This window comes from Methylobacterium sp. CM6244, assembly GCF_054817885.1.
In genome coordinates this window covers 4,841,391-4,867,238 of sequence record NZ_CM139247.1, presented here as the reverse complement: position 1 = coordinate 4,867,238, position 25,848 = coordinate 4,841,391, and the positions used below count along the sequence as shown (strand labels likewise).

General features: G+C 65.7%; 26 protein-coding genes and 1 pseudogene. 11 read left to right on the top strand and 16 right to left on the bottom strand.

The features are described from left to right. Positions 1–7 precede the first annotated feature (7 nt). Positions 8–1,225: a flagellar motor switch protein FliM gene (gene fliM / locus ACYQML_RS22910; protein WP_056424709.1), complete on the bottom strand. Its 1,218-nt coding sequence runs from the start codon at positions 1,223–1,225 to the stop codon at positions 8–10. Between the two features lie 27 nt (positions 1,226–1,252). Continuing rightward, positions 1,253–1,753 carry a flagellar basal body-associated protein FliL gene (fliL, locus tag ACYQML_RS22905; RefSeq protein WP_461234125.1) on the bottom strand — a complete coding sequence of 167 codons (501 nt, stop codon included), beginning with the start codon at positions 1,751–1,753 and terminating at the stop codon, positions 1,253–1,255. Between the two features lie 272 nt (positions 1,754–2,025). On the opposite strand from fliL, the gene flgF reads away from it, so the two are divergent. The 4 genes from flgF (at position 2,026) to flgH (ending at position 5,500) form a co-directional block, all read left to right on the top strand. Further along, positions 2,026–2,766 (top strand): flagellar basal-body rod protein FlgF, encoded by a 741-nt coding sequence (flgF, locus tag ACYQML_RS22900; RefSeq protein WP_461234124.1) that lies wholly within the window; start codon positions 2,026–2,028, stop codon positions 2,764–2,766. A gap of 12 nt (positions 2,767–2,778) precedes the next feature. Next, on the top strand, positions 2,779–3,570 hold the full coding sequence (gene flgG / locus ACYQML_RS22895) for a flagellar basal-body rod protein FlgG (RefSeq protein WP_056424719.1): 792 nt from the start codon (positions 2,779–2,781) through the stop codon (positions 3,568–3,570). 75 nt (positions 3,571–3,645) lie between these two features. Beyond that, positions 3,646–4,695 carry a flagellar basal body P-ring formation chaperone FlgA gene (flgA, locus tag ACYQML_RS22890; RefSeq protein ID WP_461234123.1) on the top strand — a complete coding sequence of 350 codons (1,050 nt, stop codon included), beginning with the start codon at positions 3,646–3,648 and terminating at the stop codon, positions 4,693–4,695. 37 nt (positions 4,696–4,732) lie between these two features. Further along, positions 4,733–5,500: a flagellar basal body L-ring protein FlgH gene (gene flgH, locus ACYQML_RS22885; RefSeq protein WP_056424727.1), complete on the top strand. Its 768-nt coding sequence runs from the start codon at positions 4,733–4,735 to the stop codon at positions 5,498–5,500. A 15-nt stretch (positions 5,501–5,515) separates the two neighbouring features. Here the strand turns inward: flgH and ACYQML_RS22880 are convergent, their stop codons facing one another. Both ACYQML_RS22880 and dksA read right to left on the bottom strand, forming a co-directional pair. Continuing rightward, positions 5,516–5,692, bottom strand: a complete 177-nt coding sequence (locus tag ACYQML_RS22880; RefSeq protein WP_200919058.1) for a hypothetical protein — start codon at positions 5,690–5,692, stop codon at positions 5,516–5,518. A gap of 204 nt (positions 5,693–5,896) precedes the next feature. After that, the gene (gene dksA, locus ACYQML_RS22875) at positions 5,897–6,316 is read right to left on the bottom strand and encodes an RNA polymerase-binding protein DksA (RefSeq protein ID WP_056424729.1); all 420 of its coding nucleotides are present in this window, start codon (positions 6,314–6,316) and stop codon (positions 5,897–5,899) included. A 480-nt stretch (positions 6,317–6,796) separates the two neighbouring features. On the opposite strand from dksA, the gene ACYQML_RS22870 reads away from it, so the two are divergent. Continuing rightward, a complete protein-coding gene (locus ACYQML_RS22870) occupies positions 6,797–9,805 on the top strand; it encodes a PAS domain-containing protein (RefSeq protein WP_461235770.1) in 3,009 nt (1,002 codons plus the stop codon). A gap of 33 nt (positions 9,806–9,838) precedes the next feature. Here ACYQML_RS22870 and ACYQML_RS22865 read toward each other — a convergent pair whose 3' ends face one another. Then, positions 9,839–10,270 carry a flagellar assembly protein FliX gene (locus ACYQML_RS22865; RefSeq protein WP_461234122.1) on the bottom strand — a complete coding sequence of 144 codons (432 nt, stop codon included), beginning with the start codon at positions 10,268–10,270 and terminating at the stop codon, positions 9,839–9,841. Positions 10,271–10,552: 282 nt separating this feature from the next. Here ACYQML_RS22865 and ACYQML_RS22860 point away from each other — a divergent pair, with 282 nt between their 5' ends. From ACYQML_RS22860 to ACYQML_RS22850, 3 genes are read left to right on the top strand one after another with little or no spacing between them, the layout of a single operon-like run. Next, a complete protein-coding gene (locus ACYQML_RS22860) occupies positions 10,553–11,692 on the top strand; it encodes a flagellar basal body P-ring protein FlgI (RefSeq protein ID WP_461228097.1) in 1,140 nt (379 codons plus the stop codon). Positions 11,693–11,732: 40 nt separating this feature from the next. Further along, entirely contained in the window at positions 11,733–12,161 is a 429-nt protein-coding gene (locus ACYQML_RS22855; RefSeq protein WP_461234121.1) for a rod-binding protein, read from the top strand. Continuing rightward, positions 12,145–12,633: a hypothetical protein gene (locus ACYQML_RS22850; RefSeq protein WP_461234120.1), complete on the top strand. Its 489-nt coding sequence runs from the start codon at positions 12,145–12,147 to the stop codon at positions 12,631–12,633. The genes ACYQML_RS22855 and ACYQML_RS22850 overlap by 17 nt, the downstream gene beginning before the upstream one ends. A gap of 4 nt (positions 12,634–12,637) precedes the next feature. Here the strand turns inward: ACYQML_RS22850 and ACYQML_RS22845 are convergent, their stop codons facing one another. Next, positions 12,638–12,967, bottom strand: a complete 330-nt coding sequence (locus ACYQML_RS22845) for a porin (protein WP_461234119.1) — start codon at positions 12,965–12,967, stop codon at positions 12,638–12,640. Between the two features lie 151 nt (positions 12,968–13,118). Here ACYQML_RS22845 and ACYQML_RS22840 point away from each other — a divergent pair, with 151 nt between their 5' ends. Next, a complete protein-coding gene (locus ACYQML_RS22840) occupies positions 13,119–13,943 on the top strand; it encodes a hypothetical protein (protein ID WP_461234118.1) in 825 nt (274 codons plus the stop codon). Positions 13,944–13,973: 30 nt separating this feature from the next. Here the strand turns inward: ACYQML_RS22840 and ACYQML_RS22835 are convergent, their stop codons facing one another. From ACYQML_RS22835 to ACYQML_RS22800, 8 genes and pseudogenes are all read right to left on the bottom strand, one after another. Continuing rightward, on the bottom strand, positions 13,974–14,189 hold the full coding sequence (locus tag ACYQML_RS22835; RefSeq protein ID WP_461234117.1) for a hypothetical protein: 216 nt from the start codon (positions 14,187–14,189) through the stop codon (positions 13,974–13,976). 619 nt (positions 14,190–14,808) lie between these two features. Then, positions 14,809–15,150, bottom strand: coding sequence for a Grx4 family monothiol glutaredoxin (grxD, locus tag ACYQML_RS22830; RefSeq protein WP_056424753.1), 342 nt, complete (start codon positions 15,148–15,150; stop codon positions 14,809–14,811). Between the two features lie 27 nt (positions 15,151–15,177). Beyond that, the gene (locus ACYQML_RS22825; RefSeq protein ID WP_461234116.1) at positions 15,178–15,684 is read right to left on the bottom strand and encodes a DUF29 domain-containing protein; all 507 of its coding nucleotides are present in this window, start codon (positions 15,682–15,684) and stop codon (positions 15,178–15,180) included. Between the two features lie 22 nt (positions 15,685–15,706). Next, a complete protein-coding gene (locus ACYQML_RS22820) occupies positions 15,707–15,943 on the bottom strand; it encodes a BolA family protein (protein ID WP_018042619.1) in 237 nt (78 codons plus the stop codon). Positions 15,944–15,970: 27 nt separating this feature from the next. Beyond that, positions 15,971–18,190, bottom strand: a complete 2,220-nt coding sequence (gene purL / locus ACYQML_RS22815) for a phosphoribosylformylglycinamidine synthase subunit PurL (RefSeq protein WP_461234115.1) — start codon at positions 18,188–18,190, stop codon at positions 15,971–15,973. Positions 18,191–18,347: 157 nt separating this feature from the next. Then, positions 18,348–19,493: a hydrolase gene (locus ACYQML_RS22810; protein ID WP_461235769.1), complete on the bottom strand. Its 1,146-nt coding sequence runs from the start codon at positions 19,491–19,493 to the stop codon at positions 18,348–18,350. 266 nt (positions 19,494–19,759) lie between these two features. Then, positions 19,760–21,601, bottom strand: coding sequence for a DNA helicase RecQ (gene recQ, locus ACYQML_RS22805; RefSeq protein ID WP_461234113.1), 1,842 nt, complete (start codon positions 21,599–21,601; stop codon positions 19,760–19,762). 171 nt (positions 21,602–21,772) lie between these two features. Then, a pseudogene (locus tag ACYQML_RS22800) lies at positions 21,773–22,327 on the bottom strand (LysE family translocator); the annotation flags it as partial. 201 nt (positions 22,328–22,528) lie between these two features. Between ACYQML_RS22800 and ACYQML_RS22795 the strand changes: the two are divergent. Both ACYQML_RS22795 and ACYQML_RS22790 read left to right on the top strand, forming a co-directional pair. Further along, the gene (locus tag ACYQML_RS22795; RefSeq protein ID WP_018042624.1) at positions 22,529–22,684 is read left to right on the top strand and encodes a DUF5993 family protein; all 156 of its coding nucleotides are present in this window, start codon (positions 22,529–22,531) and stop codon (positions 22,682–22,684) included. Positions 22,685–22,694: 10 nt separating this feature from the next. After that, entirely contained in the window at positions 22,695–23,321 is a 627-nt protein-coding gene (locus tag ACYQML_RS22790; RefSeq protein WP_461234112.1) for a disulfide bond formation protein B, read from the top strand. 1 nt (position 23,322) lies between these two features. On the opposite strand, the gene recF is transcribed toward ACYQML_RS22790, so the two are convergent. Both recF and dnaN read right to left on the bottom strand, forming a co-directional pair. Then, entirely contained in the window at positions 23,323–24,486 is a 1,164-nt protein-coding gene (gene recF, locus ACYQML_RS22785; RefSeq protein WP_461234111.1) for a DNA replication/repair protein RecF, read from the bottom strand. Positions 24,487–24,527: 41 nt separating this feature from the next. Beyond that, positions 24,528–25,649 (bottom strand): DNA polymerase III subunit beta, encoded by a 1,122-nt coding sequence (gene dnaN / locus ACYQML_RS22780; RefSeq protein WP_461234110.1) that lies wholly within the window; start codon positions 25,647–25,649, stop codon positions 24,528–24,530. Positions 25,650–25,848: the final 199 nt, after the last annotated feature.

Genomic DNA, 25,848 nt, shown 5'->3' with positions numbered 1-25,848 from the left:
GGCGCGGTCACCCGTCGTTGCGGTTGTTGATGGAAGCCTCGAAGGCCTGGAACGTGGTGCGCGAGCGCCGCAGTGGCCGCGTAAGCTGCACCGAGATGTTGTCGTCGACCCGGCCGATGCGCCCCTGCGTCAGGGCCCAGTCGCCACAGCGCACGGAGATCAGGTCCGTGGGCTTGGTATCGAACATCAGCGTGTCGCCGACCTTGAGCGACAGCACCTTCTTCAGCGGCAGCATCATCTCGTGGAGGACCGCATCCATCGTCGCGTCGGCCTGCCAGATCTCGGTGGCGAGGTGGCTCTCCCAGACATGATCGCGGCCGAGCTTCTCGCCCATGAAGCTCTGCATGAGCAGTTCACGGATGGGCTCGATCGTGGCGTATGGAAACAGGATCTGAAGCTGGCCGCCGCGGCCGTCCATGTCGAGCTTCAGGGTGATCAGGATGGCGGCGTTGGCCGGCCGGGTGATCGTGGCGAAGCGCGGGTTGGTCTCGATCCGGTCGATGCCGAAGCGCACCGGGGAGAGGGGCTGGAACGAGAGTTCGAGATCGCTGAGGATGATCTCCACGAGGCGCCGCACCAGCTGCATCTCGATAGTCGTGAACGGACGCCCGTCGAGCCGGGTCGCCGAGCCGCCGCGCTTGCCGCCCAGCAGCAGGTCGAGGGTCGAGTAGGCGAGGTTCGATTCCACCGTGACGAGGCCAGAATTCTCCCAGGCATCGGCCCGGAAGACCCCGAGCAGGGTCGGCAGCGGAATGGCGTTGAGATAATCGCCGAAGCGGACAGAGGTGATGTTGTCGAGGGTCACCTCGACGTTGTCCTGGAAGAAGTTGCGCAGGCTGGTCGACAACAACCGGATCATCCGGTCGAAGACGATTTCCAGCATCGGCAGGCGTTCGTACTGGACGACGCCCGAATCCACGATGGCGCGGACACCGCCGGCACCCGATGCCGACAATTCGCGCAAGGAGAAGCCGAGGACGCCGTCGATCTCATCCTGGTTGAGGATGCGGTCGTTGCCGGCGAGTTCGGGGAGATTGTCGGTCTCCCCGTCCTCGATCATCGTCGCCCATTCGGCGGCGACGTCGCTGGCATGCGTGCTCGTGCCCTGCTCGGCGAGAGCGGCGCCCCACTCGTCGGCGAGCGAGGTTTCGCCGCCTTCGGCGTTCTGCGCGATTAGGGCCGCTGCCCAATCGTCCTCTTCGAGCTCGTCTTCGGGACCTGCCATGACCGTCTCGATACCGGTTGAGGGGGATTACTGGACGATCACGTCCTTGAAGAGCACGGCCTCGGCCCGTGCCGGATGGATCGCGACATTGACGCGCCGCAGCAGTTCCTCGCGGAGCCGGTAGAGGCCGGCCGAGCCGGCGAGATCGCTGGCGCGCAGCTCACGCATGTAGACTTGGAACGTGTCCTCGATGCGCGGCATCAGCGGCTTGACCTCACCCTCGACCTTGGCGTCCTTCAGTTCGAGGGACACTTTGACCTTGGCCACACGCGGCTTCTCCTGGCCGGGGTCGTTGGCGAGGTTGATCGTCATCTCGCGCACGTCGAGGAAGACGAGGGGCTTCTTCACCTCGACGGCGGCGTGATCGTCGCCGCCCTTCTTCTTCATCATAAAATATCCACCGCCACCGCCGGCCAGCAGCAGCACGGCCGCACCGATGATGATGATCTTCTTCTTTCCACCCTTCGGGGCTTCGCCTTCGGCGTCTTCCCCGTCGGCGGAAGGGGTCTTCGTCGGCTTCTTGGCCATGGCGCGCCCCCTTCGGATCTCGTCTCAGGGTGCGTTCGGCGATGTGTGCCCGCGACCCCTTGGAGGGATATATCTGTGGCTACGGTTAACACCTCGTTAAGGAGGCAAATTCTGCCGGGCGGTTCTTGCCGTGGGGAGAGGAAGATCAGCGGACGGGAGCAGGCCGGACTCATACCAAGCAATTGATACTCATCATCAAATCAATTTTTTGGCGGATGGCACGGGCCGTGCGGACATGATTAACGTCGCCGCAGCCCAAGGCCTTTCGATCCATGCAAAACGCGCTGTTTGTCGGAGTCTCCAGTCAGGTCGCCCTGCAGCGTGAACTCGACGTGATCGCCAACAACATGGCGAACGTCTCCACCACGGGCTTCAAGGGCCGCAGCTCACGGTTCCAGGAATACCTGATGCCGGTCGCGAGCGCCGACTCGTTCCAGCGGCAGGATCGGCGCGTCTCCTACGTCATCGATCAGGGCACGGCCCTCGACCTCGCCCAGGGGCCGATCGAGCAGACCGGCAATCCTCTGCATGTGGCCGTGCGCGGCGAGGCGTTCCTCGTGGTCCGCACTCCGACCGGAGACCGCTACACCCGCAACGGTGCGTTCGAGACCGACCCTCAGGGCAACCTCGTCACCAGCGACGGCTATGCCGTCCAGGGCGAGGGTGGGCCGATCCAGATCAACCCCCAGGAAACCGGCATCGCCATCGGTCCGGACGGAACGGTCTCCACCAATCTCGGCATCCGTGGTCGCGTGCGGATGGTGACCTTCCCCAACCCGCAGTCCCTGACCAACGAGGGCGCCAACCTCTACTCGTCCCAAGCGGCCCCGGTGGCCGCCGGCGTGAACGGCCGCCTCGAATCGGGTGCCCTCGAACGCTCCAACGTCAGGCCCGTCATCGAGATGACCCGGCTGATGGACGTGAACCGCACCTACACCATGGTCTCGGGCGTGATCTCGCGCCTGGACGAATTGCGGGGCACGGCGATCCGCCGCCTCGCCGACGTCGCGTAAGGAACCCAGGCGATGCGCGCCCTCTACGCTGCCGCCACCGGCATGGCGGCCCAGGAACTCAACGTCCAGGTCATCTCGAACAACATCGCGAACCTGCGGACCACCGGCTACAAGCGCCAGACCGCCCATTTCCAGGATCTGCTCTACCAGAACCTACGCCGGGCCGGTTCGTCGACCTCGGACCAGAATACCCAGCTTCCCGCCGGCCTCGCCATCGGCTCGGGCGTGAAGACGACCTCCACCGCCCGGACGATGTCGCAGGGTCCGCTGGCATCCACGGAGAAGGAATACGACGTCGCCATCCGCGGCGAGGGTCTGTTCCGGGTCACGATGCCCGATGGCCGCATCGCCTTCACCCGGGACGGCTCGTTCGATCTCTCCGCACAGGGACAGCTGGTGACCCGCGACGGCTACCTCGTCGATCCGGGCATCACCGTCCCCAACAATGCGACCAGCGTGACGATCAGCGCGCAGGGTTCGATCCAGGCCACGGTGCCGGGTCAGACCGCGCCGCAGAATCTCGGCCAGTTCCAGCTCTCCCGCTTCGTCAACAAGGTCGGCCTCGAATCCATCGGCGACAACCTGTTCGTCGAAACCGCTGCCTCCGGCCCCCCCATCAACGGCCTGCCGGGCGCCGAGGGCTTCGGCAACCTGCAGCAGAGCTACCTCGAAGAGGCGAACGTGAACGCCGTCAACGAGATCTCGTCCCTGATCGCCGCGCAGCGCGCCTACGAGATGAACTCGAAGGTCGTCACGGCGGCCGACCAGATGCTCTCGACGACGTCGCAGATGTTCCGCGCCTGACGGTGCGGGCGCCTCACTCCCCTGACGTCCCAGCCTCGTCCTTCCATTTTACCCCGCCTCCGAAAGCGTCATGCCATGTACGCCCTGAGACAGATCCCCGCCGCCGAGTCACGGCGCGCCGCCACGCTCACCCCCGGCATCGTGGTGCGCGCCCTCTTCGCCCTGGCGGCCCTCTGCTTCATGACCGTGCAGGTTCTCGCGGAGAACAACGGCCAGCGGCTCCGCCTCCGCGGCGACGTCACGGCGCGCGGCGATATCCTGACCCTCGGTGATCTCGTGGAAGGTGCGCCGGCGGATCTCGCTCAGCGCGCGCTGTTCCGCGCTCCGGCGCTCGGGGCGTCGGGTACAATCCAGGCTCGCCGCATCGCCGACGCGATCGCGCCCCTCGGGCTCGGCGAGATCGAGACGGGCGGGCGGGCTCAGGTCTCGGTCCAGCGCGCCGCTCGGCGCGTGGGCCCGACCGAGATCGAGGCCGCGATCAAGCGCGTGCTGGAGACGTCCTACGGGCTCGATCCACGCAACCTCGCGATCCGCATCGATGGGGAGAACACCGTTCTCCTCGCCCCCCTCGATCTCGACGGACAGGCGACGGCCCTCGACGTCACCTACGATCCGCGCCTGAAGCGGGTCGCTGCCCTCATCACCCTGGGCGAGCGTCAGGCATCCCTGCGCGTCGCCGGACTCGTGCAGGAAATCCGCGAGGTCCAGATTCTCTCCCGCACGCTCAATCGCGGCGACACGGTGAGCGCCACCGACGTCACCATCGAGCGCCGCCCCCGGGAGGCGACGCCCCCCGACGCCCAGGCCGGGTCGGTCGTCTCCATCGGCCAGGTCGCACAGCGCAGCCTGAGTGCCGGCTCCATTCTCCGATCCGGCGACGTCGCACCGGCGGATATGGTCCAGCGTGGCGAGGCCGTGACCATCGTTTTCGATGCCCCCGGCCTCAACCTCTCCCTGCGCGGCCAGGCCAACGAGAACGGCCGCCTCGGTGCCGCGATCACCGTCACCAATCCCGTCTCCAAGAAATCCCTCGCCGCCACCGTGATCGGCCTCGGCCGCGTCTCGGTCAGCTCGCCCGCCAGCCTCGGCCGCCAGGCCAGCGCGGCGTTCGACGCCGCCCGCTGATCCCACCCGATCGCCTCTAGGAAAAAAGCTGGCTCCCATGACCAACCGCACCACCCGCCTCACCTTCAAGCCGCTCTCGCTGGCCGCTGCCGTGCTGGTCTCGTCGGCCCTTGGCGCTTGCAATACGGTCGATCGGCTGTCGCAGGTCGGCGCCACGCCTACGCTCTCGGCCATCGAGGACCCGACTTCGCAGCCGGGCTACCGCCCGGTGCGCCTGCCGATGCCGGACGTCCAGCCGGTATCCTACGCACCGAATTCCCTGTGGCGGACAGGATCGCGTGCCTTCTTCAAGGATCAGCGCGCCGCCCGGATCGGCGATCTCGTGACGATCAAGGTGAACGTCACCGACCGCGCCAACCTGAACAACGAGACGAAGCGCTCCCGCTCCAATGCGGAAGGAATGGGCCTTCCCAACGCTTTCGGCCTGGAGAGCAGCGCCGCCGTCGCCGCGGCCGGGATCAGCCCAGACAAGCTGATTGCCGGGACATCGACCTCATCGAGCGATGGTTCGGGGTCGGTCCAGCGCAACGAGACGGTGACGACCAACATCGCGGCGATCGTCAACCAGGTCCTGCCCAACGGCAACCTCGTCGTGGAGGGCAAGCAGGAAATCCGCATCAACTTCGAAGTGCGCGAACTCATCGTCGCCGGCGTGGTCCGGCCGGAGGACATCGAATCCGACAACACGATCGATTCCTCGAAGATCGCCCAGGCCCGCATCGCCTATGGCGGTCGCGGTCAGATCACCGATGTGCAGCAGCCCCGTTACGGCCAGCAGCTCGTCGACATCCTGCTTCCGTTCTAAGCCGGAAGAGGCCGGTCAATGGTCGGTGCCGGGCCGGTTCGGGCGCGGAGCGGTACCGTGATTGTCGACGAAGGCGGAGCGTTCGGGATCTTTCTTGAGCGCGGCGACACGGCGGCGCTGCCACATCGCCACCCCGATCACGAGAGCGAAGGTGGCGAGCGCAAGCACCAGGATCAGAACTTCATTGTCCATTTCGGGATCCTTGATCGACGCAAAGTCGTATCAGTAATCACGAGATGAGCGCGAAGGTTCCGGCGCAGAAAATCAATGCCCTGCCAAGCTTACGCCGGATATCGGGCCCCGATCATCGGATCGAAAGCTCGGGCTCCGGTATCCGCAATGCTTGATCACCGATGCCATCCCCGACAGAGCCGGTTGATGACGTGAGGTTCGGTGCTACTCGTCCCGATAGACGCGCTCGCGCCGCTCGTGGCGCTCCTGCGCTTCCAGGGACAGGGTGGCGATGGGCCGGGCATCGAGCCGCTTCAACGAGATCGGCTCGCCGGTTTCCTCGCAAAATCCGTAGCTTCCGTCTTCGAGACGGGCGAGCGCTGCGTCGATCTTGCCGGTGAGCTTGCGCTGCCGATCCCGCGCCCGCAACTCGATGGCCCTATCGGTTTCGGACGACGCGCGATCGGCGAGATCGGGATGGTTCTCGTTCTCGGTCTGAAGTGCGACGAGTGTATCCTGCGCCTCGCGCAGGATATCGGCCTTCCAACCCACCAGCTTGCGGCGGAAATACTCACGCTGCCGATCGTTCATGAACGGCTCGTTCTCAGACGGAACATACCCGTCTTCGATCTTGACTGTCGCCATCCTCGCCCCTTCGCAAGTCCGTCACAGCCGGTACGCGGCGATGTTTCGCGTGCCTATACTTGAGGGCGCCCCACACTACAACGCACCCGACGTCCCGAACCTCATCTGATTTCATGATGCGTATACCATGCGACAAACACGCAACGGGTGCATCCCCCCGGCGGCGGGTCCGTCGGTGGCGAGTCCACCCGGTCGCCAAGGATTATCGGGGTCGGGTCACGGCGCGTCAGATTGGCCCATAGCTGTGGCAATCGAGACCGTACGCAGTCGGACAGGTTGCGCGAATGGCTGTCGCCGGAGCAGTCCCGCAGGTATGCGGCTGGACCGTCGTGACCTATACCTGTCTCGTTCGCGCTGGTCCGGTGACCGACGGCTCGATCTCGCCTTACGCGTGCAACCGAGGCCCTGAGAGTGCCGGAAAGCCGATCTTTGCCGAAGCCGATCAAAGAACATTCGGAGATCTTCGTAGGCGGCAGCGAGATGGCGGCCCTGATGCGGGCCAAGGACTGGTCACAGACTCCTCTCGGCTCGCCGGAAGGCTGGCCGGAGGCGCTGAAGGTCGCCTTGCGGATCCTGCTGACCTCGAGATTCGAGATGTGGCTCGGCTGGGGGCCGGACATCGCCTTCTTCTACAACGATGCCTACCGCCCGACCCTCGGCCTCAAGCACCCGGATTCCCTGGCCAAACCCACCCGGATCCTCTGGGCCGAGATCTGGGACGACATCGAGGCACGGATCCGCAGCGTCTACGATCACGGCGAAGCGACCTGGGACCGTGGGTTGCTGCTTCTTCTGGAGCGCAACGGCTATCCCGAGGAGACCTATCACACCTTCTCCTACAGCCCCGTCATCGACGACGACGGATCGGTGGGCGGCCTGTTCTGCGCGGTCAGCGAAGAGACCGACCGGGTCATCAGCGAGCGCCGGCTCGGTATCCTGCGCCTTCTGGGAGAGAGCCTCGCGCGTGCAGAATCCCGCCCCGACGTCCTCAGCGCGGTCGAGGCCAGTTTAGGCGTGGCGCGTCGAGATCTTCCCTTCAGTGCCATCCATCTCTTCGAGGGGGGCAACCTCGCCCATCTCGCCTCCACCACCGGAATATCCCGGGACCATCCCGCACTGCCGGGTGTGATCGATCCTGCGGGCCCCCTCGCCGAATGGTTCGGCGGCACCCAAGGCGAGAGGATCATCGATCTCGATCAGGCGCAGAACTGGCCCACGGGCGATTGGTCGAGGCCGCCGGCGAGGGCAGTGACGCTGCCCCTCGTCGGACAGGGTGGAAGCGCACCGCTGGGCATCGTCACGGTCGGCCTCAATCCGCACCGGCCCTTCGACGCGGATTACCTCAGCTTCCTCAAGCTTCTCGCCGGCCAGATCTCGTCGAGCCTCGCCAGCGTTTCCGCCTACGAGGCCGAGCGGCGGCGCAACGCCGTCCTGGCCGAAGCCGTCCGCATGCGGCAGGAGGCGGCCGAAGCCCTGAGGCAGGCCAACGACGCCCTTCTTTCCGAGGTGCGGCAGCGGACGGCCGAGCGCGACCGCATGCGGTCTCTGTTCAAGGACGCGCCCGGCTTCATGTGCGTCCTGAGCGGCCCGACGCACGTTTTCGAGTATACGAACGAGGCCTATCTCCAGCTCATCGGCCATCGCGACATCATCGGGATCGCCGTCCGTGAGGCATTGCCCGAGGTCGAGGGCCAGGGCTTCTTCGAGCTCCTCGACGAGGTCTATGCGACGGGCAGGCCCTTCATCGGGCGTAACATGACCGTGACGGTTCAGTTCGGACGGGAGGGCGGCCTAGAACAGCGCGTCGTCAACTTGGTCTACCAGCCGATCACGGAAGCGGACGGAACGGTCAGCGGCATCTTCGCCGAGGGTCACGACGTCACCGACCGGGCCCAGGCCGAGGATGCCCTCAGACGCCTCAACGAGACGCTGGAACAGCAGGTCCAGGCCCGCACGAAGGAGGTGCAGGAGCGGACCGAGGAGCGCGACCGGGCCTGGCGCCTGTCACAGGACCTGTTGATGGTCACCGAAGCCGACAGCCGGATCGCGGCGGTGAACACGGCGTGGACGACGCTTCTCGGCTGGACTTCCGACGCCCTTACCGGACGGTCCTTCGCGGAACTCGCCCATCCCGAAGACCGCGACGCCGTCTGCTCGACCTTCTCGGCCATCGTCACCGAACCGCTCACCGCTCCTTTCGACCTCCGCCTGCGCCATGCCGACGGCAGCTATCGCTGGTTCGCCTGGACGGGCGCGTTCGAGGACGGGCGGATCTATGCCAGCGGGCGCAACACCACGGCGGAGCGCGAACAGGCCGCCGCCCTGGAACTCGCCGAGGATGCCCTGCGCCAAGCCCAGAAGATGGAGGCCGTGGGCCAGCTCACCGGGGGCATCGCCCACGATTTCAACAACCTCCTGACCGGGATCGTCGGCTCCCTCGACCTGATGCAGACCCGCCTGTCGCAGGGGCGGATGGAGAATATCGAGCGCTACGCCAAGGCGGCGATGTCCTCGGCCAACCGGGCAGCCGCGCTGACCCACAGGCTTCTCGCCTTCGCAAGGCGCCAGCCGCTCGACCCGAAACTGGTGGATGCCAACGCGCTCATCGCGTCGCTCGAAGATCTCCTGCGCCGGACGATGGGCGAGACGATCGCTCTCGACATCGCCATGGGGAAGGGGCTCTGGCCGACCTTGTGCGATCCGCACCAGCTCGAGAACGCCATCCTCAATCTGGCGATCAACGCCCGCGATGCGATGCCGGATGGCGGCCGGCTCCGCATCGAGACCAGCAACACCGAACTCGACCGAGCCTATGCCCGGCTGCATCCGGGGGTGGAGCCGGGCCCCTATGTGTGCATCGTCGTGTCGGATACCGGCACCGGCATGCCGGCCGATGTCATCGCCCGGGCTTTCGACCCGTTCTTCACGACGAAGCCCCTGGGGCAGGGGACCGGCCTCGGCCTGTCGATGATCTACGGCTTCGCCCGACAATCCGACGGGCATGCAAAGATCGATTCCCAAGTGGGGAGCGGCACGGCAGTGAAGCTCTACCTGCCCCGCTCCATCGAAGCGGTCGTGGAGGTGGACGCGGTTGGCGCCGTCGCGGAACTTGCTCGCCTCGGCGCCGGGGAAACGGTTCTGGTGGTTGAGGACGAGACTGTCGTCCGGGACCTCATCGTCGATGTGCTGGAAGACCTCGGCTACCGTGCGATCTCCGCCGCCGACGGTTTGTCCGGCCTCAAGATTCTCACGACCCAGGAGCGCGTCGACCTGCTCGTGACCGATGTCGGCCTCCCCGGCCTCAACGGTCGCCAACTCGCCGATCAGGCGCGTGAAACCCGGCCCGGCCTCAAGGTGCTGTTCATCACGGGGTATGCCGAGAACGCCATCTTCGGCAACGGCCAGCTCGATCCGGGCATGCAGATGATCACCAAGCCGTTCCCCGTGGAGATCCTGGCTGGGCGCATCCGCGAGATGATGGAAAGCTGATCGGCGGGCGCGTCGTCGAGCGCTCGTAGCCCCTCAGCTGTCCTGCGCCGATTGCAGTTTGGCGAGTTCCACCGCCGCACGCAGCTCGATATCGGCGATGAGCCCATCCAGGCGCGGATCACCGCTCGTTCCCGCACGTTCCGAGAGACGGCTCGCGATGGACTGAAGTTCACGTGTCGACACCCGCCCCATCACCAGCGACGCCTTGAGCCGGTCGAGACCGTCCAGAAGGTCGTGGCCGCGCCTGGCGAAACGACGGCGACGCTCGCCGGGCTGCTCGTCCTGGCCCTGAAGGGTCAGGATCGCGTCGAGCCCCGCCAGAGACGTGGTCGATGCGGTGGAGGCGGCGGTGGAAGTGGCGGCGGCATCATGGCCCAGCATGAAGGACGGCGACGCATCCGCCTTGCGAACGGTCGGCGAGGCAGCGGCCGAAGCCTGCGAGACGAGGCGGTTATCGACGCGCATGGGCCGTCTCCGAAAATCAGGGCGTCGTTTCGCGCATCGGCACGACGATCGTTCCGGCCAGCAGATTCCGCCCTCGATGGTTAATCATCGGTAAACAAGCCGGCAGAACCTGCCGGGTCGGCAGGGAAGGCCGCCCCTTCCATGCCTCGACATCGCCAGTATGAATCAAGAAAAGCAATTATTATCAGTCACTTATCAGGCCAGATCTGTTGGCATGGTCCTGGCAGACATACCGGTATGTCCGACTTGACCGACATGCTCCGTCGACCAGCAAAGCGACTCATGCCACTCGCGATCGCCCGGCCCAAACATTCTACTCTCCTTGCCTGCGCAGCCGCGCTGCTGACGCTGGTCTTCGCTATGAACGGGCAGGCTTCCGCCCTGTCACGCGTGAAGGATCTCGCGAGCATCGAGGGAGTCCGACAGAACCAGCTGGTCGGCTATGGGATTGTCGTCGGTCTCAACGGTACCGGCGACACGCTCAACAACATCCCGTTCACCCGGCAATCGCTTCAGGCGATGCTGGAACGCCTCGGCGTGAACACGCGGGGCGCCACCATGCGCACCCAGAACCTCGCGGCCGTGATGGTCACGGCTAGCCTGCCGCCCTTCGCCACGCAGGGAAACCGCATCGACATCACGGTGTCGTCGCTGGGCGACGCCAAGTCGCTCCAAGGCGGCACGCTGCTGGTCACGCCCCTGCTCGGTGCCGATGGCGAGGTCTACGCCCTGGCGCAGGGATCGGTGGCCATTGCGGGCTTCTCGGCCGAAGGCGATGCCGCGAAGATCACCCGCGGCGTTCCCACCAATGGGCGCGTCCCCAACGGGGCGATGATCGAGCGCGAGACGGCGTTCAAGATGAACGACATGCGCTCCCTGCGCCTGTCCCTGCGCAACCCGGACTTCACCACCTCGAAGCGGATCGCGGCCGCAATCAACGACTTCATGGGCGCCGACACCGCCGAGCCCACCGATCCGGCCACCGTGACCCTGCAGATTCCCGCCAAATACAACGGCAACATGATCCGCCTCGTCACCGAGATCGAGCAGCTGAAGATCGAGCCCGACCAGACGGCGCGGGTCGTCGTCGACGAGCGCTCGGGCATCATCGTGATGGGCCGCGACGTGCGCGTCTCCACCGTCGCCATCGCGCAGGGCAACCTCACCGTCACCATCACCGAGCAACCGCAGGTGAGCCAGCCCGCACCCCTCTCGAACGGCACCACCACCGTCGTGCCTCGCACGGGGGTCAAGGTCGATACCGGCGACGGCAACAAGCTCGCCATGGTCAAGGAAGGCGTCACCCTGCGCGAGCTGGTGGATGGCCTCAACGCGCTGGGGGTCGGCCCCCGCGACCTGATCTCGATCCTCCAGGCCATCAAGGCCGCCGGCGCCCTTCAGGCCGATATCGAGGTGATGTGATGCAACCCCTTTCCTTCCTCCCACCCAAGAGGCGCTGACCATGCTGTTCGCCCCCCTCGCCGCCAAGGCCGCCATTGGCGTCGACCGCGCGCTCATCGGCGACATCGCCAAGACCGTCGGCAACGGCCTGAAGGAAGACGCGGCCAAGGAAAGCGCCAAATCCGCATCGACGTCAGCGAATGCCAGACTGTCGGCGACGGCCGCAAAAACCCCGGCGGAGGTCAAGGCCCGGAAAGCGTCCAACGAGTTCGAGACGATGTTCCTGGAACAGACCCTGGATCGACTCACCACCTCGGAGGGAACCGACGGTCCGCTAGGCGATAACGGCACCGGCGGAGCGGTCTACCGCTCGATGCTGACCAAAGAATATGCGGGCCAGATGGTGAAGAGCGGCGGAATCGGCATTGCCGATCAGGTTTACCGTGAGATGATCAAGATGCAGGAGGCCGGCAATGCACCCCGGATCTGAGACCAAAACGCTACGGATCGTCGACAAGGCCGGCGCCGATGCGCTGATCGCCCATATCATGGAGACGATGCAGTCGCTGGAGGCCATCCTTGTCGAAGAGGGTAGCCACGTAAGGGCCGGTCGGCTGCGCCAGGGGTTGTCGGACACGGAGCGGAAGACCGCTCTCGGTGCGTCCTATATGCAGGGCCTCGAAGTGGCGAAGGCCAATGCCATCGCGCTGGCGCGCTTTGCCCCGGACTCGATCGAGGGACTTAAATCCGCGCACCAACGCTTCGCTCAGGTGGTCGAGACCAGCCAGATCGTCCTGGCGACGGCGCGCACGGTGTCGGAGAGCCTGGTCAAGTCCCTGGCCGAGGATATGAGCCGGTCGAGGACGGCGACCGTCTACGGCCGTCCCTCGCAGCCGCCCTCGCCCTACGGCAGGGGCGCGGCTGCCCGGAGCCAGCCGCTGGTTCTGTCCCGCAGCCTCTGACGGCTCAACGCCCGCCCGCGTCGATCCTCACATAGGTGCGGACCGGACCGTAAGCCGTGTCCACGCGCGTATCGACGGCCAGTCGGCCGCCGGTGATCGGCCGCGAGTCGGGACCGTCTTCGCGAGAGTGGAGAGCGAGGCCCGTCGTCGCCCGACCACCAATGCGAATGCACGTGTCCGAGCCGGGAATACGAATGAAGCCGGAGCCGTGGCGGGGGCAGGGTTTCGCCGCCTGCTGCGGCTCGGGGCGGAGTGGCTCGAGAGCGAGAGCGGGCGCGGCCGACTCCAGGACCATACCGAAGAGCAGGCCATAGGTCCCGATCGTCTTCGCCATGCCTGTCCCTCGCCTTCATTCCCGAGCGATCATGCTGGATAGCTCAGCTTTCGCGATGGGTCGATGCCATGTCGCCACAGCGAGACGGTAACCTTTCGGTAAACAAACGTCCTTAATGCTTCCTGACACAGTCAAACGGGAAGCATGGGTCATGGCGGATAAGGTCATCGGGGCGGCGTCGTCCGATCGGTCGCCGGAAGCGCTGTTGAAACAGGCCGTGAGCGGCGCCAAGACGAGGCCGGCCCCAGTACCGGAGGCACGCAAGCGCCTGCCGGCCATTGATCCGCTTCTCGCCGGTGTCGCCGCGGCGGCTCTCGTTCTCGGCCTCGCCATGGGTGCGGGCGCGATGAGCCTTGCCTCCCCGAACGGTAACCTTTCCTCGGAATCCCTGACGCAGATTCAATCCCGTCTCGATGCCCGCCACGCGGATCTCGGTCGTCTGCAGATCGACATCGAGAAACTCGGCAGGGTCCTCGCTCAGGTGCAGGATGCGACCGAATCGGTTCGCAGCGAAGCAAAGAACCGCTCCGCGACACTCAACGACCGGATCGGAAAATCGGAACAGGCCATCATGACGAAGATCACGAGCCTCGCCGATCGCCAGGACCAGACCGAGCGCGACCAGACGGCGATGATCGCGGCCCTAACGGCTCAGATCGAAAAGCGTGCCGTGGCACCGGCTCCGGCCGCACCGGTGATGGCGCCGCAAGCCGCAAAACCTCATCAGGCTGAGCCGACTGAAACCGGCTCGATCCCGGATAAACCGAAGGTCGCCGCCCCGGCCGTGATCGAAACCTGGGCCGTGCGGGAGGTCTATAACGGGGTTGCCGTCATCGAAGACCGCCGCCATCGTCTGGTGGAAGTCGGTCCGGGCGATACGATTCCCGGTATCGGCAAGGTCGATGCGGTGGAACGGCGCGGTCGTGGCTGGAACGTCGTGACGAAGCAAGGGCTGATCACGAACCAGACGTGGTGATGGGAACGAAATGAGCGCGAGGGTGCGGCTTCAGGAAACCTGAACCTCGATTTCCGGATCACGCAAGGAATGCGGAAAGCGCGGCTCGATGGTCATGGGATAGACCATCGCGCTGGCGCGCGTGATGCGGGTCCGACCATGCGTCAGAGCACGGTCCTGGCTTTCCAGGGTCGGAAACAGGATTGCCGCCAAAAGGGCTTGGCCTTCGAGATCGGCGTCGAGATTCTTGGCTTCGAACACTGGCATTGCGGTCACCGGACCTTGAGCCGTGCGGATTCGCAGGGGTCGTTGGGCTCGTATAAGCGAATAATGGGGATTGCGGCAACAAGTTCCCGATCGCCCTGATTATTTACGCTTAATTTGCTTTTGCACTGCCACGAAGTTTTCGCAGTGCGAAAGCGCACCGGATCAAAGCTCTAACTGCGACGACCCACAGTTCTCGCCATTCGAAAATCTTATCCGAGTAAAGCCATCGCTTCTTTGGCAAGTCTCCAATGCAGACCGCCCCCTGGCCGTAAACACGGAACCGTCATCCGGTCGAAATCTACAATTAAAGACAAGTATTCTTCTGCTCATTGCGTCAGGAACCGTACCTCCCGGCATCCTAGACATGATCGTGACTTGATAAGACGTCGAATAAAATAGAATCGACGCTGAGCACACCTATATTCGGACCTCGAATTCAAGCATCCGGCATGGTCACCGCAATGGTTCGAGCAAGCTCGGCAGCTCGTTGGGGATCACGGCGACGATCCTGGGAAAGGTCGCCCTGTCGAGATCGGGACGTCGCCTCCTCTGGATATTCGACACGAAAAAGGGCGCTTTCGCGCCCTTGATCGACGTCTCCATTCGGACTTCGCTGGTGTCAGGCGACTGCGGTCGCCTTCACCGGGATGCCCTTCTCCGTCAGGAACTGCTGCAATTCGCCGGACTGGAACATCTCGCGGGTGATATCGCATCCACCGACGAACTCGCCCTTCACGTAGATCTGCGGAATGGTCGGCCAGTTCGAGAACGCCTTGATGCCGTCGCGGATCGCCATGTCGTCGAGGACGTTCACGCCCTTGAACGGCACTTCCAGGTAATTGAGGATCTGCACGACCTGGCCGGAGAAGCCGCACATGGGAAATTGCGGCGTGCCCTTCATGAACACGACCACGTCCTGGGAATCGATTTCGGTCTTGATGGCGGTGTTGGCGTCGGTCATTGCGATGTTCCTTGTTACTGGCCTGATCTAGTGATGGTCGGGCGCCGGTTTCAATACGGCTGCAAGACGCTCGAGACCGCGGTCCATATCGAAGTCGAGCGAGGTGAGTTCCTCGGGCGTGAAAGGCATGATGCCCGGGAGGCGGCCGGGCAGGGATTCTCCAAACACGTTGAGCGACGCGTCGGCGAGCTTTACTGATATGCTCCACAAGCGTTGCCAGTCGATCCGCTGACGCATCGAGGGCCTGTAATTGCGCGCGGCCGACGCATGCCAAACGATGACCTCCTTGCGCCATGACCGGGTCGATTGAGCCGTAGGCGCAGAGACGTGCTTCAAAATGTGAATGAGCACCTGGGAAAGCGCGCTCTCGACACGATCGATCTCGGATCGCCCGACGCTCTCGATCTCCTCGATTATATTATGCCAATCGAGAACATTCGATAATTCCGGGCGCTGTCCAAGCGCGCGCAGAGCTACAGCCTGTTCCATTGCCCAGGCCACGGCATCGTCGTCGTAAAGGCTCGGCTGGTCCATGGGGACGCCTCGTTGATCGCCCTTAATCCTGAGGGACGCCCGTCGTGAGCGCAAGGGCGTGGAGCACGCCCCCCATCCGCCCCTGGAGCGCCCCGTAGACGAGTTGGTGCTGCGCCACGCGAGTCTTGCCCTTGAAGGCCGAGGAGATGACCGTCGCGGCGTAGTGGTCGCCGTCGCCGGCCAGGTCCTTGATCTCGATCGTGGCGTCGGGCAGCGCCTCGCGGATCATGGCCTCGATATCGCGCGCATCCATCGGCATCGGACTTAAATCCCTTTCGAGTGACGTTCAGACCGCGGCAGGCCGGGTCGCCATGTAGGTCGGCAGCCAGCCTTCATGCGCCTCGCGGAGATCCGCGACGGATATGGTTTCACCCGCGGGCAAGGTCAAATCCTGCCCCCCGGTGAGGCCGATGACGGCGGCCGGGATGCCTTGCGCGTTCGCGCTGTAGAGAAGGTCCGGCACGTTTTCGGGATCCACGCTGAGGAGATAGCGGGCCTGGTCTTCTCCGAAGAGATAAGCATGCGCAGGTAGACCCGCCGGCGCTTCCGGCAGCGTCGCGCCGATGCCGCCGGCGATGGCCATCTCGGCCAAGGCCACGGCAAGGCCGCCATCCGACAGGTCGTGCACCGTGTCGACGAGCCCGGAGACGATGAGGCTGCGGACGAAATCGCCGTTGCGTCGCTCGACCGCGAGGTCGACCGGCGGCGGCGCACCGTCTTCGCGGCCGGAGACCACCGAGAGATAGACCGACTGGCCGAGCCAGCCCTCCGTCGCGCCGACCAGGACCAGCATGTCGCCGTCGCGCTTCAGCGAGAGGGTGGCATGCTTCGTCACGTCGTCGAGGAGGCCGACGCCGCCGATCGTCGGGGTCGGCAGGATGCCGACGCCGTTGGTCTCGTTGTAGAGCGAGACGTTGCCGGAGACGACGGGGAAGTCGAGGGCGAGGCAGGCCTCGCCGATGCCCTTGAGGCAGCCGACCAGCTGACCCATCACTTCCGGCTTCTCCGGGTTGCCGAAATTCAGGTTGTCGGTGATGGCGAGAGGCTTGGCGCCCACCGCCGTGATGTTGCGCCAGGCTTCCGCCACGGCCTGCCGACCGCCCTGGACCGGATCGGCCTCGCAATAGCGCGGCGTGACGTCGGCGGTGAGGGCGAGTCCCTTGGGGCCGTCCTCGACGCGCACGATGGCGGCGTCGCCACCGGGCTTCTGCACGGTGTTGCCACCGATGAAGTGGTCGTATTGCTCGTAGACCCAGCGCTTCGACGACAGGTCGGGGGAGCCGACCAGCTTCTTCAGGGCCTCGGCATTGCCGATCGGCGCGGGCACGTCGGCGGCGGCGATGACCGGCTGGTGCGTGTTGGCGATATGAGGGCGGTCGTAGAGCGGGGCTTCGTCACCGAGTTCCTTGATCGGCAGGTCGGCCATGGTCACGCCGTCATGCTTCACCACGAAGCGCAGCGTATCGGTGGTGTGCCCGATGATCGCGAAATCGAGGCCCCATTTCACGAAAATGGCCTCGGCTTCCGCTTCCATACCGGGCTTGAGCACCATGAGCATGCGCTCCTGGCTCTCCGAGAGCATCATCTCGTAGGCGCTCATATTCTCTTCGCGGGCCGGCACCTTCTCGATGTGGAGCTCCACGCCGAGATCGCCCTTGGCGCCCATTTCGACGGCCGAGCAGGTGAGGCCGGCCGCACCCATGTCCTGGATCGCGATGACGGCCCCCGTCGCCATCAGTTCGAGGCAGGCTTCGAGCAGCAGCTTCTCGGCGAAGGGGTCACCGACCTGCACCGTGGGCCGCTTCGATTCAGAAGCATCGTCGAACTCGGCCGAGGCCATGCTGGCGCCGTGAATGCCGTCGCGGCCGGTCTTCGAGCCGAGATAAACGATCGGATTCCCGACGCCCGTGGCCGCTGCGTAGAAGATCGCATCGGTGCGGGCGAGGCCCACCGCCATGGCATTGACGAGGATGTTGCCGTCATAGCGCGGGTGGAAGCCGACGGCGCCGCCCACGGTGGGAACGCCGAAGGAATTGCCGTAGCCGCCGATGCCCGCCACCACGCCGGAGACGAGGTGGCGCGTGCGGGGATGGTCCGGCGAGCCGAAGCGGAGCGCGTTCAGCGCCGCGATGGGCCGGGCGCCCATGGTGAACACATCACGCAGAATTCCGCCGACCCCGGTCGCCGCGCCTTGGTAGGGCTCGATGAAGCTCGGGTGGTTGTGGCTTTCCATCTTGAAGACGCAGGCCAGACCGTCCCCGATATCGATGATACCCGCATTCTCGCCCGGCCCCTGAATCACCCACGGCGCCGAGGTAGGCAGCCCGCGCAGATGCTTGCGGGAGGACTTGTAGGAGCAGTGCTCGTTCCACATGGCCGAGACGATGCCGAGTTCGGTCAGCGTCGGGTCGCGGTCGATGAGGGCACGAAAACGCTCGTACTCGTCCGGCGTCAGGCCATGCTGGCGCACCAGTTCAGGGGTGATCGGAACATCGTTGCGGAACATGCGAGCCCTCTCGACCGCTCAGGCTCCACTCGGGCGGCCTCCCATGGACGGAAGTCGCGCGAGGTGAACCTAGTTGGGTCGGCTCTAGAGTGTAAGCGCCTGTGCTGGCAACACGTCATCGCGGCGTCCGGCCATGCGCTCTCGTGGAAAAGCGCCGTCAGGCCGCTTTGGACGGGGGCAGGACACCCGCTCCGCGACAGCGGTCGATGATGCTGTGGATAGGCTCCGGCCCGGCGACGAAGGCGACGTAATCGAACGCCTCCGGGTTCAGGCTCGACATCAGAAGCTGGAAATGCATGCGGAACAGGTTCCACTTGCGCCGGGCGATGATCTTGCGCTCGATCAGATCGGTGATGCGGACATGGATCTCCACCGGCTGGTGCCCGGCAAGCGACGGGACACCGGAGGCGGTGAGCACGTCGCGATCGTGGACCGAGAGCCAGTCCCATTTCGCGCGCACATCGATCCAGCGAATCGCCGGTGCCGCCGCCACCCGGGAGAGCGCTGCGCGCATCTCTTTGGCCGGCGCATCGAGAGTGATCCAGGGGATCACGCTGCCGATGCTGACGAAGGAGACGGGCGTGCCGCGCAAGCCGAAATCCGGATCGCGGGTGAGGATCCGGTCGAGGGCCTCGATGCCGAGAAAGCTCGACGAGGAATGTCCGATGACGACGATCTCGGAGGCATGGCCTTCGGCGGCCTGGATCTCGGTCGCGAAGGCGTCGAGGCGCGCGCGCATCCGGGTCTCGGCGCCGCTGGCATGGTCGTAGGTGAAGGCGGTATCGTCCACCAGATGGGCGACGTAGAACGGCTTGCCCCGTGTCACCGCCATCAGGCCGAGATGAATCCCGTAGGAGAGAATGGGGATCGCCGCGAGGCTCCAGGGTCGCCATTGCTCCGGTCCGAGCCAGGCCGGCAAAGCCGCGAGGACGAGGGAGAGGACCACCAGCGCGGCATAGATCGCGTGGACGCCGATGATCACGCGGGCGAAGCGCTTCGCCTCGCGACGGAATCGCTTCGGGTAGCCGTCCCGTAAGAGCCGCCACCAGAGTGCGGGCACCTCGAAGAGCCGGCGCAAGGTCGATCGTGGGAACCGGGCGCGGACGATGTCGTCCCAGCGCAGCAGGGTGTAGCGCGTCGGCGCGCCATCCGCCTCCACGCGCCAGTCGAGACGCAATCCGTCGGCGGACCGTTCCGGATCGCTCACGGTGATGGTCATGCCGCGCCGGACGGCGGTCAGCCGGCTCTCCCGCCGGAAGAGGCCCCAATAGGTCTCGGGCTCACGCGGGTCGAAACCCGGCATGTAGAAGACCTGGCGAGGCAAGGTGTCGGGGGCCGGCGGTTCGAAGGCGATGGGGCTGGTATCCGTGACTGTGTGGAAGACAGGCGCGAGCGGGGCGCCGAATCCGCTGCCTACACGAACTGGCCGGCACGATACGAGTGCGAAACCGCATCAGGCTGTGCCGGTCGAGAGCGCTCTCCGCCGACGTGGATGCCGGTTCGACGAAAACGAGCGCGGCACAACAAGGGGCTGGAGCTGTGTCCGGCCCGACATGCTCGGGCCCAGCGCTAGCCGTGCGTAAGGTATTCCGCGATGGCGGTGACGAAGCGGTCGCCATAGGCGTCGCGCTTGCGCTCACCGACGCCGTGCACCGTCCGCAAGGCGTAGAGGTCGACGGGCTTGGCCTTGGCCATCTCGATCAGCGTGCGGTCGGGAAAGACCATGAAGGCGGCGATGCCTTCGCCGCGGGCGATGGTGGCACGCAGGCCCCTGAGATGCTGGAACAAAGCTTCCGTCGCCGGATCGAGATCGAGGGTCGCATCCTCGCGCGCCGCGCCGCTGCGCTTCCGGTCACGCGGCTCGGCCACCTTCGGCTCCGGGTCAGGCCGCATCTGGATCGCTTCGCGGCCGAACAGGATGGCCTCGCCCTTTTCGGTCAGGGAGAGCCCTCCGAACCCGTCGTCGTTCTCCGCCACCGCACCGGCTGCAAAGAGCTGGCGCAGCATCGCCCGCCATGCCGGGAGCGGCTTGTCGGCACCGACACCGAAGGTCTTCAGGGCCGTGTGGCCGTTGCGCCGGATCGTGTCGGTCTCCTTGCCGTGGACGACGTCGCAGACATACGCGGCGCCGAAACGCTGCCCCGTACGGACGATGGCCGAGAGCAGTTTCTGCGCCGGCACGGTGGCGTCGATGAGCGAGATGCCGCTGCGGCAGAGATCACAGCGGCCGCAGGGCTCGCTCGCCTCGCCGAAATAGCCGAGCAGCGATTGCCGCCGGCAGGTCGCACCCTCGCAAAGCGCGATCATTGCCTCCAGCTTGCGCCGCTCGACCCGGCGGCGCTCGTCCGGCACGTCCTTCTCGTCGATCTGCCGTCGGCGCAGGGACATGTCATCGAGGCCGTAGATCGTGAGCGTATCGGCGGGCAGGCCATCGCGACCGGCGCGGCCGATCTCCTGATAGTAGCCCTCGACATTGGAGGGCATGTCGGCGTGGCAGACGAAGCGCACGTCCGGCTTGTTGATGCCCATGCCGAAGGCGACGGTGGCGGTCATCACCACCCCATCCTCCTGCAGGAACGTGTCCTGGTTCTTCATGCGCGTGCCCTGGTCGAGGCCGGCATGGTAGGGGAGGGCGTTGAACCCATCCTTGGCGAGCACCTCCGCGAGCTGCTCCGTGCGCTTCCTCGACGAGCAGTAAATGATCCCGCTCTCGGAGCGGCGGTGGCGCAGGAAGCGCTCGATCTGGCGGGTCGGGTTGTCCTTCGGCGTGAAAGTCAGCCGGATGTTCGGCCGATCGAAGGAATGCACGAAGGCCTTCAGGTCGCGGCCGGCCGGAAACAGCCGCTCGGTGATGTCGGCCCGCGTCGCCTTGTCGGCGGTGGCGGTGAGCGCCACGGTCTGGACATTCCCCAACGCCTCGCGCGCCTTGGATAGGTCGCGGTATTCCGGGCGGAAATCATGGCCCCATTGCGAGACGCAATGAGCCTCGTCCACGGCCAGCCGCCGGACGCCGGCCCCGCGCAGGGCATCCATCAGCCCTTCCATCATCAGCCGCTCAGGCGAGACGAAGAGCAGCCGAAGATCGCCGCTGCGGATCTTGCGCCAGGTCTCCCGCGACGTCGCCTCCGCCACCGATGAGTTCAGGGTCGCTGCTTCGACGCCGAAACCGATCATCTGCTGGACCTGATCGTGCATCAGGGCGATCAGCGGCGACACGACCACCGTGAGTGAGGATTCGACCAGGGCCGGCAGCTGATAGGTCATCGACTTGCCCGAGCCCGTCGGCATCACCGCGAACACGTCTGTCCCATCGAGGACGGCACCGATCACCTCGTCCTGTCCAGGCCGGAAATCGTCGTAGCCGAAGGTCTTCTTGAGGGCGCGTCGAGCTTCGTCGAGGCGGTCGGTCATGCAGGGCCCGTCATCGCGGTCAGGGAAGGGCGGCAGGCGGACGTCGCGCCGGCCATCCTCGGCACGGCAATGCCGCCGTCGCGGCCGTCATTTGCCAGGATGGTGGCTTTGACGGCCTCGGGCTCCAAGGTCAATCTTCGGGATCGCCGCCTCGCCTCGATCGCGAACGTGTCAGCGGGATGCGATCGCGACGGCGGCACCGGCCATGACCGTTCCGGCTCCACGGTGGAGCAGTCGCCGCGCCCTGGCGGAGGTCATCACGCGCCGGGTCCGTTCGGCCGCCAGGACGTAACCGGAGAGGATGATGCCGAGGACGAGAACGATGGTAGCACCAAGCTCCGCCAGCCCCAGAACATCGATCCGGCCGAGATCGACCACCGTCGGCAGCAGGGCCAGGAAGAACAGGATCACCTTCGGGTTGCCCAGGGTAACGGCGAGGCCGCCCGCGAACAGACGCAAGGCTCCCTCGTCACGAAGAGGCACCGCGTCGATCACACCGACCCGGGATGTCCAGGCTTTGAAGGCCAGGGCAGCGAGATAGACCGCGCCGGCATATTTCAGGGCGACGAGAAGCGGCGCGAAGGTCTGCGCCACCAGGGCAAATCCACTCGTCGCCACGGCGAACCATATCAGGTCGCCGACAATGAAGCCCGCGACGAAGGCACCGATGCCGCGGGTGCCCTCGGCGAGGACACGCGCCACCAGGGCTGCGATGCCGGGGCCGGGGGAGGCTACGGCGGCGGCTTAGATGGCGGCAAAAACGACAAGATGCGCGATGGGAATGACGCCTGCTCCGGTCGACAGTTGCAATACAGGGCATACAAAGACTTCACATCTTAAGTCACCCGAAAGGAGATGTCTGCTCAGATTGGGCAAGGGTCAGCGGGTCGTCATCGCGGGCCGATGAAAGACCGGCGAGTTTATCCCATGATGGTCCTTCCCTTCCTCGGTTTCGCTGGCGCCACGGGGGCGGCGATCGCCGGGAGACGCGGCCTGGCCTTGCTGCTCTGGGGCCTGTCCCTGGGCGTGCTGCTGGCATTGTTCCGCGAGCACGCTACCGACGCCCTGCCGCTCGTCTTCTGAAGGCCACGGAATGTCCGCATCGTCCCTCGCCCGCGCGCTGAACGCAGCGGGACTCCTCGGCTGCAGCCTCATCCTTCTCGTGGCGTTTTGGTTTCAGATCGTTCTCGGAGAATTGCCGTGCCCGCTCTGCGTGCTCCAGCGCGCCGCTTTCACGGCAGTCGGGCTGGGGCTCGTCCTCAATATCTGCGACCGGCCGAGACCGTCACATTATGCCATCGTCATCCTGAGCGCGGTGGTGGGGGGCGCGGTCTCCGCCCGTCAGACGGCTTTGCACATCATCCCCGGAACCGGGACTTACGGCTCGGACCTGTTCGGCTTCCATTTCTATGTCTGGGCGCTCATCGCCTTCACCGGCATCATCGTCGCCGTCGCCATCCTGTGCCTGTGGGATCGGCAGTTCTCCCCTGAGATCGCCGTGTCGAGCTCGGAGACGGTCTCGGTCCTCGGGCAGCCCACCGGAACGGCGCCGACAGTTCTCCCCGGCACCCGGGCCGGAGCGCTAGGCCTATCCGTGGTCCTGCTGTTCCTCGTCGTGGCGCTGGCCAATGCCGGATCGACCTTCGCCGAATGCGGGTTCGGCCTGTGTCCCGACAATCCGGTAAATTACGAGATGTTCGAGCGGCTGATCGCGCGGTGATTCAGACGGGCACGATACGCCCGTCGGACACCGAAACCATGTCGGCGCGGCCATCCAGCTCGGCGAACAGCGCCGGATCGGCGCCGGTCATCCAGACCTGCCCCTGCAGGGCGGCCAAGGCATCGAACAGGCCCGCCCGCCGCCGCGGATCGAGATGCGCCGCGACCTCATCGAGCAGGATGACGGGAGCGATGCCGCACATGGCCTGAACCAGGCGCGCATGGGCCAGGACGAGGCCGATGAGCAGCGCCTTCTGCTCACCTGTCGAAGCGGTCGCGGCCGCTACGTCCTTCGGTCCGTGGCGGACCACGAGATCGGTGGCCTGCGGGCCGACGAGGGTGCGCCCGGCGGCACGGTCGCGGTGGCGGCCCTGGCGCAGGGCAGCGCGGAACCGGTCCTCCGCCTCCAGGGCCGGCCAGACGGCCACGAGATCGTCGAGGTCGCCTTCCAGCCTCAGCCCGGCCCATGGAAAGGGCTGCGCGTCGTCGCGGGTCTCGGCGATGAGACGATCCAGCCGCTCGGCGGTCTCGCGCCGCGCCAACGCCACAGCGACGCCGAGTTCGGCGACTTCGCGCTCGATCGCATCGAGCCATTGCCCGTCGCTGGGCCGTTCTTCGAGCAGGCGGTTGCGGGATCGAAGTGCCCGCTCCAGCGCGTTCACCCTGGCGCCGTGCATCGCGTCGACGGCAAGGACCAGGCGGTCGAGGAAGCGGCGGCGGTCGCCGGCGGGGCCGCGAAACAACCCGTCGAGATCCGGCGTCAGCCAGACCACCCTCAGGAACTCGGAGAAAGCTACGGGGGAGCCTACCGTCTCGCCGTCGATCCGGCAGAGACGCGTGGCCCGGCCGTCACCCACGGCGGGCTCGAAGCCCGTGCCGATGCGATGTTCCTCCTCACCCTGTTTGAGCGCGAGGGAAACCGCGAACCCGCCGGAGCCGGCATTGCGCGCCATGCTCGATAGGTCCGCGCGCCGCAGGCCACGGCCGGGGGAGAAGAGCGAAATCGATTCGAGGAGGTTGGTCTTCCCCGCCCCGTTCTCTCCGACGAGCGCGACGAAGCGGCTCCCGACGGCGAGGTCGAGATCGGCATGGTTGCGGAAGTCGCGGCAGATGACACGGGTGAGGCGCAGACCGACGACGGACGGTTCGTCGGTGGATGGATCCACGATGCCTGAACTTTCTGGGGTAATCGGCGAAACGACCTCGATCACACCCGCATCGGCATCAGCACATACAGCGCCGAGGCGCCCTCGCGGTCCTGGATCAGGGTCGGCGAGCCGGGATCGGCGAGCTTGAACAGAGCCGTGTCGCCCTCGAGCTGGCTCGTGATGTCGAGGAGGTAGCGAGCGTTGAAACCGATATCGAGGGCGGAGGCCTCGTAATCGACGTCGAGCTCTTCCGTGGCGCTGCCGGAATCCGGGTTGTTGACGGAGAGGGCGAGGCGGCCCTCCTGCACGGCGAGCTTCACCGCGCGCCCGCGCTCGGACGAGATCGTCGAGACCCGGTCGACCGCACGGGCGAACTCGTCGCGCTGCACCGTGAGAAACTTGTCGTTCCCCGACGGGATCACCCGCTGGTAGTCGGGAAAGGTACCGTCGATGAGCTTGGAGATCAGCGTTACGCCGCTGGCGAAACGGAAGCGGATCTTGGCCGGTGACAGGTCGATCGCGACGGTCTCGCCGCCATCCTCCACCAGCTTCTGAATCTCCGCCACGGCCTTACGCGGCACGATGATGCCCGGCATGCCACGGCTGCCCTCGGGGGCGTCGATCTCGACGCGGGCGAGGCGATGGCCGTCGGTGGCGACCGCACGCATCTTGAGGGCGCCATCGACATCGATCGTGTGGAGGTAGATCCCGTTGAGGTAGTACCGCGTCTCTTCCGTGGAGATGGCGAACTGGGTCTTCTCGATCAGACGCTTGAGGTCGCTCGCGCCGATGGAGAAGCTGGTGCCGAGTTCGCCGGCGGCGAGATCGGGGAAGTCACCCTCGGGCAGGGCACCGAGGGAGAAGCGCGAGCGGCCGGAGCGGATCGTCATCTGCCCGGTCTCGCCGCTGGTCTCCAGCGAGACCTGCGCCCCGTCGGGGAGCTTGCGTACGATGTCGTAGATCACATGGGCGGGCACCGTGGTGGCGCCAGGATCGACGATGTCGGCCGGAACGGATTCCGTCACCTCGATGTCGAGATCGGTCGCCTTCAACTCCAATCCGTCGGTTCCGCTGCGCAGGAGCACGTTGGAGAGGATCGGAATCGTATTGCGCCGCTCAACCACACGATGCACGTGGCCGAGCGATCGAAGGAGGGCCGCGCGCTCGACAGTGACTTTCATCGCAACAACTCGTGGTCAGTCGGAAAAACGTCGCCGACCCCGAAAACGATGACGGATGGAGCCGGCGGCTTGGCCGGTGAACTTGGCGAAGGCCCTGTCCGAACGCAAGAGCGCGAAACGCTCTATCCAGGGCAATGCGGAAGAGACGTCCTCCAGAGCAACCGCTCCGAGCGCTTGCCCCGGCTTTCTTCGACGCCCT